The 15,024-nt window shown below is 41.2% G+C and carries 6 protein-coding genes; all 6 read left to right on the top strand.

Annotated elements, in window-relative coordinates:
• The first annotated feature begins 33 nt into the window (after positions 1–33).
• The 6 genes from ESY88_RS09785 (at position 34) to ESY88_RS09810 (ending at position 14,995) form a co-directional block, all read left to right on the top strand.
• Positions 34–2,481 (top strand): ABC transporter permease, encoded by a 2,448-nt coding sequence (locus tag ESY88_RS09785; RefSeq protein WP_147087093.1) that lies wholly within the window; start codon positions 34–36, stop codon positions 2,479–2,481.
• A 127-nt stretch (positions 2,482–2,608) separates the two neighbouring features.
• A complete protein-coding gene (locus tag ESY88_RS09790) occupies positions 2,609–5,032 on the top strand; it encodes an ABC transporter permease (protein WP_147087094.1) in 2,424 nt (807 codons plus the stop codon).
• A 74-nt stretch (positions 5,033–5,106) separates the two neighbouring features.
• Positions 5,107–7,467 carry an ABC transporter permease gene (locus ESY88_RS09795; protein ID WP_147087095.1) on the top strand — a complete coding sequence of 787 codons (2,361 nt, stop codon included), beginning with the start codon at positions 5,107–5,109 and terminating at the stop codon, positions 7,465–7,467.
• A gap of 111 nt (positions 7,468–7,578) precedes the next feature.
• Positions 7,579–9,978 (top strand): ABC transporter permease, encoded by a 2,400-nt coding sequence (locus ESY88_RS09800; RefSeq protein ID WP_147087096.1) that lies wholly within the window; start codon positions 7,579–7,581, stop codon positions 9,976–9,978.
• A 60-nt stretch (positions 9,979–10,038) separates the two neighbouring features.
• Positions 10,039–12,468, top strand: a complete 2,430-nt coding sequence (locus ESY88_RS09805; protein WP_147087097.1) for an ABC transporter permease — start codon at positions 10,039–10,041, stop codon at positions 12,466–12,468.
• Between the two features lie 127 nt (positions 12,469–12,595).
• The gene (locus ESY88_RS09810) at positions 12,596–14,995 is read left to right on the top strand and encodes an ABC transporter permease (RefSeq protein WP_147087098.1); all 2,400 of its coding nucleotides are present in this window, start codon (positions 12,596–12,598) and stop codon (positions 14,993–14,995) included.
• Positions 14,996–15,024: the final 29 nt, after the last annotated feature.

Below are 15,024 nucleotides of genomic sequence, written 5' to 3' on the forward strand. Positions count from 1 at the left end.
ATCGGGACTGTGAGGTCTAAGAAAATAAAAATCATGTTTAGAAACTACATCAAAATCGCCTGGCGGAACATCTCTAAGAACAAGGGCTTCTCTGCAATTAATGTGATTAGTTTGGCCATTGGCTTGAGCGCGTCCTTTGTGATTGGCTTGATGGTTTACTATGATTTTACCTTTGATAAATTCCATAAAGATGGAGATCTCATTTACCGTGTGACAACGGTTTATAATTCGCCCGAGGGGGAGGATTACAATTACGGGGTTTCAGTGCCTTTGATTGCTGAAGTCAAACAGAAGCTAACCGGCATTCAGCAATCCACCGCTTTTTTTACCGCAGAACCAAGTAAGGTCATGAATGCTGGTTTTTCCAAAGCATTTAATAATCCGGAACGCGTGATTTATGCCGATCCCGATTTTTTTGGATTCTTAAATTATGAATGGCTTGCAGGCAATGCGATTTCGGCCATTGATGCGCCAAATAAGGTGGTGCTCACTGAAAATCGGGCTAAAAAATACTTCCCCAACAAGAGTTACAATGAGATTTTAGGCGAGACTTTAGTTTATGATGATTCAGTAGCTGTAGCGGTAACCGGAATCGTAGCCAATTTCAAGGACAGAACCGATTTCACTTTTGAAGAAATCATTTCGCTGGACACTGGCAAGCAGTCTTACATGCAGGATCAGATTACTGATGATAATTGGAACAGCACCAGCTCCAGCACCCAATTGTTTGTAAAGCTCAATGACAAAAATGCACGTTCTAAGGTACAGCGCCAATTGGATGTTTTTGCCAAATCAAACGAGAGCGAAAATGCGGTAAAGTATAATGAACATCGCCACTTCTATCTGCAAGCTTTAAGCGAACTTCACTTTGGTGGAAATTATGGTGTTTTCGATTTTACGGACTATAACGCCAATAAAACCGTGCTCACTAGTTTGATCTGGATTGCTGCATTTTTACTGATTTTGGGCTGCATTAATTTCATCAACTTAAATACCGCCCAAGCCACGCAACGCGCCAAGGAAATCGGTATTCGCAAGACGCTGGGCAGTTCTAAAAAACAGCTCATATTTCAATTTTTGTGGGAGACCTTTTTGCTGACACTTTTTGCCGCGTTTTTATCAATTCTTTTGGCAGCGGGCTTGATTAAGGTGTTTGCCGATTTCCTCCCTGAAGGGCTGCATTTTGGTCTCTTTGCCGACCCATTTATTATTGGCTTCGGAATGCTCTTGTTGGTCATCATTGCTGTATTGGCTGGTTTTTATCCTGCGATGGTATTGTCGTCGTTCAAACCGGTTTCGGTGCTTAAAAATCGAATATTTATAACCAATAGCCATCTTTCACTTCGGAAGGGCTTGATCGTATTTCAATTCATCATCGCACAGGTTTTTATTATTTCCACCGTGGCAGTGGGCAAGCAGATTCATTTTCTTATGGAAAAGGATATGGGTTTTAAAACGGAAGCCATCACCTACATCAGAACCCCTTGGATGGACCAGTCGCTTCAGAAAAGGGAAGTCTTCATTCAAAAATTGAAAGCAATTCCTCAAATCGAAAACATCAGTCTCGGTGGTTCTCCACCGGCATCATTTAATACGCATGCCACGGAAGTGGTCTATCTGAATGGGAAAACCGAAGTACGTACCGATTTGGAATTGCTTTATGGCGATGAGGCCTATCTCAATCTTTATGATATCGAATTATTGGCTGGCCGAAAACTGCGCAATGATACCATCCACGAGTACGTCATCAACGATGCTTGCAGGAAAGTACTGGGATTTGAGAGTCCCGCAGAAGCTATCGGCAAAACGCTCGGCCAAGGAAAGGATGCCGTCCCAATAGTTGGGGTCATGGAAGATTTTAACCAGCGCTCATTGAAAACACAAATTCAACCCATGGCTTTTGTGGGGGATTGGAGCCGAAAGCGTTATTCGCAATTCAACACCATTCACATGCAGCTGAATCAACAGGGTTCCAAAAACTGGCCTGAAACCATCGCAAAGGCGGAAACTGCTTGGCAAACTGTGTATCCGGAATCTGATTTCAAAATGGAATTCATTGACCAAACCATTGCAAAATTCTATCAAACTGAAAGTAGCATGACCAAGCTCTTAAACTGGGCGACAGGGTTATCGGTACTTATAAGTTGTCTCGGGCTTTTGGGCTTGGTGATTTATACCACTGAGCGTCGTGTCAAGGAGATTGGCATCCGCAAGGTATTGGGCGCATCCTTGGCGCAACTCAACCTATTGCTTTGCAAGGATTTTATAGTGCTGGTATTGGTAGCCTTCATCGTGGCTGCACCGATTGCCTATTATGGTTTGCACAATTGGTTACAGGATTACGCTTATAAAACAAGACTCAATTGGTGGATTTTCGCTGCCAGCGGTTTTGGAATCGTCGCATTGGCATTAATTATCATGAGCGTGAAAACGCTTTCAACAGCAAGTAAGATCCCAGTAAAGAGTCTAAGAACGGAATAGGCCCCCTCTGCCCATGCGGGCATCTCCCCCAAAAGGGGAGAAAACAGTTGGATGGATTAACAAAAGACCTCACAGGTTTTCATCCCGATAGCTATCGGGACTGTGAGGTCTCTAAAAACAGAAAATTATGATCAGGAATTATTTTAAAATCGCGTGGCGAAGCCTTCAGAAGAATAAGCTACAGACCTTTATCAATCTGCTGGGGCTAACGGTGGGTACGGTGTGCTGTTTGAGCATCCTAATCTATGTGATGGCGCAGTTTGGTTATGAAAAGCAATTCAAGAATTCCAATTCGATTTATAGAATTACGACTACTGTCACGTCAGATGGTATAGGAACACAAGTATCTGCTGGAAGTTCTCCACCCATCGCATTTGCATTGAAAGAAGATTATCCTGAGGTAAAAGAAGTGTGTCGAGTGGTCTATTTTGGAGAAGGAAATAATGGTCTCTTACGCGCAACAGGAAGTGACAAAGCATATTATGAACCAAGGGGATACATTGCAGACTCTACCTTCTTCAAGCTTTTTAACTACCCATTTCTTGAAGGTAAACCAGAAGGTGCTTTAAATGCGCCAAATGCGGTGGTACTTTCGAAAAGTTTGGCGATGAAAATTTTTGGTAACGAAAAAGCATTGGGAAAAACTTTGGTGCTGGGAAGTGGAGAAGGGCAGCAAACACTGACGATAAAAGGTGTTTTCAAAGATGACTTTGGAAAATCGCACCTGAACCCAAATTATATACTCACAATGAATTCCAATGGTGTGGGAAGTTTTGTGCGCTCTGTTCAGAATTTTGCCACCCAGAATTTTGCGCTCACTTATGTAAAACTAATTACGGGTGCAAATGTAGGAGGATTACAAAAAAAGTTACCTGTATTTCTCCAAAGACACGGAGCAGCAGACCTCGCAGCTGTGGGTTTTGAAAAGTCACTTTCTTTGCAAAAAGTTTCAGATATCCATTTGTATTCTAAAGGGATACGAAGCCAAATCGACAAAATTTCAGATATCAATTATCTGTATTTGTTGCTTATTTTAGCGCTTTTTATTCAGTTGGTGGCTTGTATCAATTTTATAAACCTGAGTACTGCACGCGCCAATAAGCGAGCGAAGGAAATTGGGGTGCGTAAAGCCATCGGTGCCGATAAGGGGGACTTGATACGTCAATTTTTGGGAGAATCGGTTTTGCTGTCACTTTTTGCTTCCGTGTTGAGCCTGCCGCTTACCGCTTTGGCCTTGCCATTTGTAAACGAATTGACCCAAGGTGCAATTGGCTATTCAAATATTTTTTCATGGCCTATTTTAGTAACACTTTTGGGCCTTGGTATTTTGACCGGTCTTATCGCCGGGCTCTATCCTGCATTGATTCTTTCTTCCATAAAACCCGTAAAGGTTCTAAAATCTTCGGTAAATCTGAATATAGGCAACGGCTATTTAAGAAAGGGCTTGGTAGTTTTTCAGTTCGTGGTTTCGATTGGATTGATTTCCTCTGTGATCATCATCTCACAACAGGTAAGACATTCGCAAAAAATGGATATGGGTTTTAATAAGGATAACCTTATAGCCATTCGGTTGGGAACCGAAACGGATTTGCGCAATTTCAATTCCCTAGCAACCCAGTTCTCATCAATAAAAGGAGTTGCCGAGGTTTCAGGAAGTAATAATTACCCTTCAGAATTGATTTTAGGCGATCTGGGGATGCACCTCCCAGGTAAAAATCCAACCCATCTAACTTTGGTCCATTACACTGGTGTTAGTCCTAATTATTTTAATACTGTAGGCACCAAATTATTGGTTGGTCGTGATCTTCGTTCAAATGACAGTATTCAGGTCGTTGTGAATAAGGCAACCTTGGATGCCTTTAATATTCCGTTGGATAAGGCTATTGGTTCCATTTTAGTACAAGCCAATGAGGGCAGTTCAACAAATCATGAACTGGTGGGTGTTGCCGAGGACTATCATTTTGCTTCCCTCAAAGAAGAAATTGCTCCCATGCTTATTTTTAATGAAACGTCTCCGGGCTGGATTATACTTAAGGCCAATACCAATAACTATAAAAATCTTTTGAACGATCTGGAACGTAGCTGGAAAAATATCAATGCAAACACACCATTCGTTTTCAACTTTGTAGATAAGGAAGTAGAAAAATTATATGCTGAAGAAAAACGCCTGGGCAAAATCTCTGTGGTCTTTACTTCCTTGGCCATCTTGATTAGTTGTTTGGGCTTATTCGGACTCGTTTCTTTCGTGGCCGAACAGAAGAAAAAGGAAATCGGCATCCGCAAAGTTTTAGGGGCCAGCGTTCAAAATATGGTACGACTTTTAACCAAGGATTTTGTACGGTTGGTAGGCATCGCCTTCATTATCGCCGCACCGCTTGCCTATGTTGTGATGCAAAAGTGGTTACAGGATTTCCCATACAGAATAACGATTGAGTGGTGGGTGTTTCTGATTGCTGGAGGCGCTGCATTGCTAATAACCCTTTTAACCGTGAGCTTTCAAGCCATAAAAGCAGCCATTGCAAACCCTGTGAAAAGTTTGAGAACGGAATAGGCCCCCTCTGCCCATGCGGGCATCTCCCCCAAGAGGGGAGAAAACGGTTGGATGGAATAACAAAAGACACAATTATGATTAGAAATTATATAAAAATCGCGTGGCGGAATCTTTGGAAAAACAAAGGGTATTCATTCATCAATATTTTTGGTCTGGCCATTGGGATTACTTGTGCCAGCCTTATTCTTCTTTGGGTTGAAGATGAGTTGAATTTTGACCAATCCATCCCTGATAAAGAATTGGTTTTTGCTATTCCTACCAATCAAAAGTACGATGGCGAATGGCGAACCTTCTTTGAGGCCACTCCAGGACCTTTAGCTTCAGTTTTAAAATCTGAAATACCTGAAATTACTAAATCGGCAAGAAAACGAGATGTTGGCCAGTTACTAAGCGTTGGCGAAAAATCTGTAAATAGCGCAGGCAGTTTTGCGGATGAAGATTTGATAAACATTTTTGGGCTTAATTTTATCGCAGGAAATTCTAAAGAAGCCTTTAAGGATAAAAAATCGGTTATTCTCACTGAAAAAGCAGCTTCTGTCTTTTTCGATAAAAGTGAAGATGCCATCGGCAAGAATATTCAATTTGACAAAAAAGACACATATACCATAACAGGTGTTGTTGCAGATTTTCCCGAAAACACAACCTATACTTTTGATTGGTTGGTTCCTTTTGAAAATTTTACCGACGGTAAAGAATGGACTCAGGGTTACGGTGCTAATTTCACGAACACTTTTGTGAAATTGGCTCCAGATGTAAATGTTGCGAATGTCAATGAAAAAGTAAAAGCAATATTACCCGCCAAAACAGGAGATGCGGAAACCGAAGCGATTTTGTTTTCGGCAAACGATTGGCATTTACGCGACAAATTTGTGAATGGTAAAATAGATGGTGGCAGGATTGAGTATGTTCGACTATTCAGTTTCATCGCTCTAATTATCTTGGTTATCGCTTGCATTAATTTTATGAACTTATCCACTGCCCGAAGCGAGAAACGTGCAAATGAAGTGGGGATGCGCAAAGCTTTGGGCTCAGGTAAAAAACAGTTGATTTTTCAGTTTTTAACAGAAGCGGTTATGACAGCTTTCATCAGCGGAATTGTTAGTGTGGCACTCTTAATAGCGCTAATTCCGCAGTTTAATGCGCTAATTGAAAAAGATCTGAGCTTGGCAATTACAGAGCCAATACATGTTCTTCCAATAGTATTTATTACCCTTTTCTGCGGAATTATTTCCGGACTTTATCCCGCGTTTTATCTGTCTTCCTTTAAACCTATTGAAGTCTTAAAAGGAAACCGAAGACAATCGGGAAGCGCCTCTTTTACAAGAAAGACATTGGTAGTAATTCAATTTTCAATATCTATAATTTTTATCATTAGCACCATATTGGTTTATCAACAAGTGCAGCACATAAAAAATCGAAATTTGGGGATTGTAAAAGAAAACCTCATTGAAATGCCAGCTGCAAACGGCGACATTATCAAAAACTTCAAATCTATTGAGCAAGCGTTGATCTCTTCTGGCTTAGTTGAAAGTGCAGCCTTGATGAATTCACAAATTTTGTCTGGCGGAAATAATACCTCTGGTGTTGATTGGCAAGGAAAACCATCAGACGCAGATATCTTGATTTCCATTAGAACAATTACTCCGCAATTTTTTAATACTGCCGGAATGAAAATAAAAGAGGGTAAAGGTTTTGGAACTTCCGAAGACGCAGATAGCACTAAAGTTCTGATATCTGAATCTTTTGCAAAACTTATGGACACCGATAATGTTGTAGGAAATAGGATTAATTATAATGGTCAAATATTAACTATTAATGGTGTCGTCAAAGATTTTTTATACGGCGATATGTATGGCACAAGCGATCCGGTTATGTTTTATCATCAGGCAGAAGAAGCAAATTATATGTATATAAAACCTGCGGCCGGTGCGGCTATAAATAAAACGCTGACAAAAATAGAAGATGTTCTTAAAACACAAAACCCTGGTTTTCCGTTTGAGTACAGATTTGTAGATGAGGCTTTTAACGAGCGCTTTAAAAGTGAACAATTGGTGGAGAATCTTTCCCAAATTTTTGCGATGTTGGCGATTATCATTTCTTGCCTGGGGCTTTTTGGGTTATCAGCTTTTACAGCAGAACAACGCCGGAAGGAAATAGGTGTGCGGAAGGTTTTAGGTTCAAGTGTTTTGGGGATCGTAAAATTGCTATCAAAGGATTTTTTAAAGTTGGTGCTGCTCTCCATTTTAGTATCCGTTCCTATTTCGTGGTACGTGATGCAAAACTGGCTTCAGGGATTCGCTTACAGAATTGACATAAAATTATGGGTTTTTGCAATTGCCGGGTTGTCCGCGGTTTTGATTGCCTTAATAACCGTGAGCTTTCAAGCGGTAAAAGCCGCCATTGCAAACCCAGTAAAAAGCTTAAGAACAGAATAATGGCCCCCTAACCCCTTCTTCCGGCAGTCAGGCCCGAAATGGGAACGATTACTCAGAAATAACTCCCTCTCCTTCGGGAAGGGTTGGGGAGGGGATAAAAAACACAATGTTATGATTAGAAACTATTTTAAAATCGCTTGGCGAAACATACTTGCCAACAAACTCTTTACCCTGCTCAACATTGCAGGTTTGGCGATTGGCGTATGCGTTTGCGTCATTCTGTTTTCTTTTGTGAATAAAGAACTGAGCTACGACAAGATGTATTCAAATTCAGAAGACATTTATCGGGTCAATATGGAGACTTCGGAAGCCTACGATTATGAAACTTGGGCGACCATGCCAAATGCTGTTGGTCCCGCAATTGTGGCGGAAATTCCGCAGGTTGAAACGATGACCCGGCTTATCAAGGATGATTTTGGGGCAACCGCCTCCCTCAAGATCGGCGATAAGAATTATACAGAAGACGGACTCTACCTCGCCGATGCTTCACTCTTTAAAATGTTCGATTTTAAATTTCTGCAAGGGAACAGTGAAACGGCTTTCTCAGAGCCGAAATCCATCGTGCTGTCAATGTCGGCTAAAGAAAAATTATTTGGCGCAAAAGAAGCAATGCACAAATTGATCACTGTAAATAACAGCGATACGTTGCAGGTTTCGGGTATTTATGCGGACCTGCCCAAAAACAGTGTGATGGATTGCGCCATGGTCTATAATATCATGGATTCTTGGATGGGTACTAATGTTTATTGGAGCAATGCCAGTTATGAAACCTACGTGCAACTGCAACCAAATGCCGATGTTGCCGAAATCGAAAAGCGAGCCACGGCATTAATAGATAAAAATGTGGACAAGGACGGACAGTATTTCACAAAGTTCATTTTTCAACCATTAACAAAAATACACCTCTATTCGGCAGATGTTAGGGAAGGTTATTCTACCAAGCTTGGCAATATAACGACTATTAAAAGTCTTATGTTCCTTTCATTACTCGTACTTTTTATAGCCTGTATCAACTATATGAACCTCGCCACGGCAAATTCCCGAAAACGCGCCAAAGGCATTGGAGTCAACAAAGTTTTGGGTGCAAACAGGCGACAAATGCTTTTCCTCTTTTATGTGGAAACCGGTATTCTTGTCCTAGTTTCCATCATTGTGGGTTATGCAGCCTCCTTCTTGACGCTGCCTTTGTTTCAAAATGTGACAAGCAGTGAACTTGCTTTTTCAGATTTATTGGCAGCACCTATTTTAGTTGGTCTATTGCTTATTTGGATTGTGGTCACGATCATTGCTGGTAGTTATCCGGCCATTGCTATGTCTGGAATCTCGCCACTTATCTTGGTCAATAAATCAAAGAAGAAAAATTCGGCTTCAGAATATGTGCGCAAAGGCCTTGTGGTATTTCAGTTTGCAGCTTCCATCGTATTGATCATTGCGGTCACGATCATCCTTCAGCAAATGGCATTTATAAAAAATAAAAATCTAGGTTACGATCCTAACGGCATTATTGCTATTTCGGTTAAATCTGCTGAAAATCAGCAACAGATCGATGCTTTTACCAAGGCCGTTGAGAAACACAGTAATGTTGAGAGCGTATCGGCCGTTCAAGCCATGCCGGGTGTAGGAGAAAGTGGCCGTTCGGTTCAAAAATTAGTAACCGATAATGTTGGTTTGCCCATAGCAAGTTGCCGCACCAACGGTAAGGTCGTTAAAACCTTGAAATTGAATTTACTCGCTGGTAACGAGCTTCCAGAACACATAGCCGAAGGAGATTCCATAATCTACACCTTGATCAACGAAAAAATCCTGAGCTACCTCGATTATAAAACTGCGGAAGATGCCGTAGGTAAAATCATCAATACCGAACTTGGTTCAAGGGCGATAATTACTGGCGTTGTTAAAAACTTCAATTTCAGCTCGCTCAAGGAAGATGTTGGAGGTTATATGTATTACAAATCGAGTAGCGCACCAGAAGGCATCCGAACCCTTTTGGTACGCTATAACACCCAAAAATTGCCCCAGTTTATGGGTCAGCTGGAAAAAACCTTTAATGAGAATCTGCCCAATACGGCATTCGATTATCAATTTGTCGATAGGCACGTGGCGCAGTTATATGCTTCCGAAGAAAAAACAGCGAGTACTGCAACGATTTTTTCTGCTTTGGCCATTTTTATTGCTTGCCTTGGTCTTTTTGGTCTGGCCGCGTTTATGGCAGAACAGCGCACCAAGGAAATTGGCGTACGTAAGGTCTTGGGCGCAACAGTTGCCAACCTCACGAAATTATTGACGAAAGATTTTTTAAAACTGGTGCTGGTTGCTTTTGTGATCGCCGCACCCATTGCGTATTGGCTCATGAACAAATGGTTGCTTGATTTTGCATACCGAACAGAAATGAGTTGGTGGGTGTTCGCTTTGGCAGGATTGGCAGCGGTTTTAATTGCATTGATAACGGTAAGCTTTCAGGCCATAAAAGCGGCGATTGCAAATCCTGTGAAGAGTTTGAGGACGGAGTGAAAAAAGTATGCAGTTTCAGTCACAGTATTCAGTAAAATAATTAAAATTAACATTTTCAAAATGATACGAAACCACTTTAAGATTGCGCTGCGGTATTTGTTCAAGAACAAATTATACTCCATCCTCAATATCGTTGGGCTGGCCTTGGGGATTGCGGCATTTGTGATCATCACACTTTATGTGGGTTACGAGCGCAGTTACGATAAATTTGAAGGTTCAGATGAGGTGTTTCGGGTGTATATGGATTATGCTGAAGGTGGAAACTTTGTACCTGGCGATGCGCAGACCTATAACCTTAGCGGTCCGACCTTGAAAAAAGAATTTCCCGAGATCATCGAGCAGGTAAGATTGTACCGTTTGGAAAAAGTGACCTTCGTCAATGGCGAAAAAATTATCCAGCAACCCAATGGCTCATTGGCAGATGCGAGTTATTTCAAGATTTTTGATCATCCGCTAATCGAAGGCAATCTCAGCGATTTTGAAAAGCCAAACACCATAATTCTCACAAAAACCTTGGCGAAAAAGCTCTTTGGAAAAAAACAGGTTTTGGGCAAAAGTCTGGAAGTGTTTGATGGGAATGGCATACGCTTGGAAATTGTTGGGATTATCAACGATATTGCGCAAAACACACATTATAAAACGAATTTTTTGATATCCTACCCAACCATGAATACTTGGGATATGGGAAATAATGCCAAACCCAATTGGAGCGGCAATAACTTTTTTACCTATCTGAAGGTTGCTCCTGGAATTGATAAAATAGCGCTTCGGAAAAAAATAATGATGAGCGATTTTGAACAAGATCCAGATGAAAGACACAATATCGAGGCGATTTCAGACATCCATTTGCATTCAGATAAACCATTTGAAGCCGAAACTAACGGAAGCTTAAGTCGGGTTCGGTTTCTTTCAGCAATTGGCTTTATCATTCTTATTCTGTCCTGGCTGAATTATGTCAACCTCGCCACAGCAAAATCGATGGAACGCTCCAAGGAGGTTGGCATACGTAAAGTAGCTGGCGCGCAAAGATCACAATTGATAGTTCAGTCTTTGGGGGAATCGTTATTGCTCAATCTGTTTGCTGTAGCACTGGCCATTGGGTTGGCGTATGTATTGCTTCCTTTATTCAATAATTTTGTTGGCAAAGAGCTCGTTTTGGGGCTTTCAAATTTAGGCATCATCTTGCCTTATCTTGCATTTATTCTTTTGGGCACTTTAGTCTCGGGACTTTATCCGGCGATGGTCATTAGTGGTTTTTCGCCCATTCGCGCTTTAAAAGGAAAAGTTGTTGCCTCTCGTGGCGGAGTCAACATTCGCAAGGGATTGATAGGGGTGCAGTTTTTCGCTACTGTCGTTTTGATTATTGGCACCTTGGTCGTATCGCAACAGATCAGTTTTTTAGGGGAACAACCACTTGGCGTTGATCTTTCTCAATTAGTAGCGCTTAAGGGCGAATTGCTGTCGAATGAAAATGATTCTATTACACGCCAGAAATCTGTAGTGTTGGAGTCCGAATTATCCCAATTACCATTCGTTAAGGGCGTAACCCAAGCTAAAACCTACCCCGGTGATGGTTATGATAATTTATCTTCTAATGTTGGAATTACTTATCCCGATGGAACAAGCAATGAACGTCTGTTGTTTTATTTGTATGGCGCGCAGCCCAATTATTTTGAGGTTTTAGGTATCGATTTTTTGGCAGGAAAAACCTATCTGCGGAAGAATCCTGGGGTTCACAATTTCGATATCGTGATCAACGAAACATTTGCCAGAATCATGGGGTTCACTGATATGTCTGAGATTATCGGAAAAAACGTAAAATTTTGGGACGAGACTTGGACGGTTACTGGTGTTTTTGAAGACTACCACCATTTCGGTTTGAAAAGCAAGATAGAGCCTATGTTCATTGGCGATATCAATTGGGCTTTTGGTACTGGTCTGCAGAATGTTTTGGTCAAGATGGATGCTACTGGACTTTCATTATCGGTTATGGATAAAAATCTGGATCAGATTCAGCAAAAATGGAAGACTATTTTTCCGCAGAGCACTCTGGACTATACCTTTCTCGATAAAAAATTTGAAGCACAATATAAAGAGGATACTAAGTTTGGAGCAGCATTTCAGTTGTTTACGGGTTTGGCGATTTTCATAGCAGGATTGGGGCTTTTCGGACTCACATCTTACACTATTTTACAGCGCAAAAAGGAAATTGGCATCAGAAAAGTGAGCGGTGCATCAGTCCTACAAATTCTGACCTTGCTCAACAGGGATTTTCTCAAATTGGTGACCATCTCCTTTATTTTGGCGGCACCGATAGCTTGGTATGTGATGAACCAATGGTTGCAGGAATTTGCCTATCAAACCAGATTGAATTGGTGGGTTTTTGCGCTCGCTGGGATTGCAGCTTTTTTAGTGGCGATAATTTCGGTAAGTTTTCAGGCCATAAAAGCGGCCATTGCAAATCCTGTGAAGAGCTTGAGAACGGAGTAATGGCCTCCTCTGGTTATGCGGGCATCTCCCCCAAGAGGGGAGAAAACAAGTGGGTGGATTAACAAAAGACCTAACAGGTTTTCATCCCGATAGCTATCGGGACTGTGAGGTCTAAAAACATAAAATTATGATTAGAAACTATATTAAAATCGCGTTCCGTAACCTTAAAAAGAACAAGGTGTATTCGTTTATCAACATCTTCGGGTTGGCGCTAGGGCTTGCGGTAACGATGATTATTGGGCTATGGATTGTAGATGAGTTCAACTATAATGATCATTTCGAAAGTAAAGATCAGATTGCACAGGTCATGCAAAACCAGACTATTAATGGGTCTGTTGAAACTAATGAAGGGCTTCCGTTAGCATTAGAATTTCAATTACGAGATCATTTTGGCGATGCGTTTGAGTCTATCGTCATGTCATCAAGACCTGATGAACGTTACCTAAGTTTAAAAGACAAAGTCATCTCTAGCAGTGGACGTTTTATGCAAGTTGATGCCCCAGACTTATTGGAGCTTGATATGCTTGAAGGCACCAGAAAAGGACTAAAGGAAACTAATGCTATTCTTCTATCTGAAACTACGGCTCAAACACTTTTTGGAAGTGAAAGTCCATTGGGGAAATCTATTGTCTCAGACAATGAACACACCATGGTCGTAACCGGTATTTATAAGGATATCTACAAAAATAATAGCTTTAACGGCATGCATTTTATAATGCCTTTTAAACATTGGATGTCCACGCGGTGGGGTTGGCTTGAAAATCAAGACTCTAATTGGAGTTATAATCCATTTTTCATTTACGTAAAGTTTTCAGAAAACGCAGATTTGGCCGCGGTAAATGCTCGAATTGTAAACCTAAAGAAAGATAACCTTCCAGTCGGGGATGTTTTTAATTCGCAGTTATTTCTCTTCCCAATGGCAGATTGGTATTTACATTCCAATTTTGAAAATGGGAAACAAGTTGGTGGACGTATTGAAAACGTCTGGTTATTTGGTATCATCGGATTGTTCGTTTTGCTTCTTGCTAGTATTAATTTTATGAATCTGAGTACCGCAAGGTCAGAAAAACGTGCACTCGAAGTTGGTATTAGGAAATCTATCGGCTCGACAAGAAGACAACTGATATATCAATTTTTGAGCGAATCTTTTTTAGTGGTTTTAGTCGCATTTATACTCGCAATTGGGCTTGTGCTAGTATCACTTCCCGCATTCAATACCATAGCAGGAAAGGACGTCATCTTTCCGTGGTCAAGTAGTCTATTTTGGATGGTATCTTTAGGGTTTATAGGTTTTACAGCATTGGTTTCTGGTAGCTATCCCGCATTATACCTATCGTCATTCAAACCCATAAAAGTGTTGAAAGGTACTTTTAAAATGGGCAAGTTTGCTGCGCTGCCAAGAAAGGTGCTTGTGGTAACCCAGTTTACAGTCTCCATAGCACTTATTATTGGGACGCTGATTGTAAAGGATCAAATTGATTATAGTAAAAATAGGCCGGTAGGTATCAACAGTGCTCAATTGATCCAGCTACCGACCTCGAGTCAAGATTTTTCAGGAAAGTATGACCTCATTCGCAACGCGTTTTTAAGTTCTGGCTCTGTGGCCAAAATGGGTTGGGGTACCAGCCCGGCGACAAGTATTTGGAACTATTCTTCTGGATTTGAGTGGGACGGTAAGCCTGTTGATTTTAATGAAAGTTTTGCGCAAATGGCTATTTCTTTTGATTACATAGATGCTGTAGGCATGAAAATAATAGAAGGTCGTTCTTTTTCGCGTGACTTTGCGACAGATTCAAATGCGGTTGTTTTAAACAAAACTGCTGTTGACTATATGGGTATTAAGAACCCTGTAGGAAAATACATTCGTGGGACTGCGGCAGGTCCTAACGATGTCCCAATGCAGATTGTGGGTGTGGTGGAAGATGTGATCAATGAGTCCGCTTACGAACCTGTTTCACCTCAAATGTATCAATTTGGTCATGGTACTGGCGGCTTTTATTATTTGAGGCTTAATCCCAATCAGGCAACCAGCAAAAGTTTAGCTTCCGTAGAAAAAATATTCAAAACAAATTTTCCCAACCTGCCTTTTAGCTATGATTTTGTGGATGAGGAATATGCGCAAACCTTTGCTGCGGAAGAGCGTATCGCTAGCCTTGCCAAAGTATTTACGTTGTTGGCGATTTTGATCAGTTGTCTCGGTCTATTTGGGTTAGCCTCTTTTATGGCCGAGCAACGAAAAAAGGAAATAGGCGTTCGAAAGGTATTAGGAGCAACGGTCACTAATTTATGGCTGCTGCTTTCAAAGGACTTTATCCTTCTGATCGCAATTTCCATCTGTATAGCCGCACCACTTGCTTACTATTTTATGAGTGATTGGATTGAGAAGTTTTTTTACAGAACCGATATTTCAATAGGCGTATTCTTGATTGCCGGATTGGGCGCCTTATTGTTGACCGTGATTACAGTTAGTTTCCAAGCGATAAAAGCGGCGATTGCAAATCCTGTGAAGAGTTTGAGGACGGAATGAAAAAAGTATTCAGTCTCAGTCGCAGTATT

It is taken from the genome of Subsaximicrobium wynnwilliamsii (assembly GCF_007997225.1).
Classification (GTDB): domain Bacteria; phylum Bacteroidota; class Bacteroidia; order Flavobacteriales; family Flavobacteriaceae; genus Psychroserpens; species Psychroserpens wynnwilliamsii.

Coding starts and splice junctions, on each gene's coding strand:
- ESY88_RS09800 (WP_147087096.1), top strand. CDS start 7,579: ATGATTAGAAACTATTTTAAAATCGCTTGGCGAAACATACTTGCCAAC.
- ESY88_RS09790 (WP_147087094.1), top strand. CDS start 2,609: ATGATCAGGAATTATTTTAAAATCGCGTGGCGAAGCCTTCAGAAGAAT.
- ESY88_RS09785 (WP_147087093.1), top strand. CDS start 34: ATGTTTAGAAACTACATCAAAATCGCCTGGCGGAACATCTCTAAGAAC.
- ESY88_RS09795 (WP_147087095.1), top strand. CDS start 5,107: ATGATTAGAAATTATATAAAAATCGCGTGGCGGAATCTTTGGAAAAAC.
- ESY88_RS09805 (WP_147087097.1), top strand. CDS start 10,039: ATGATACGAAACCACTTTAAGATTGCGCTGCGGTATTTGTTCAAGAAC.
- ESY88_RS09810 (WP_147087098.1), top strand. CDS start 12,596: ATGATTAGAAACTATATTAAAATCGCGTTCCGTAACCTTAAAAAGAAC.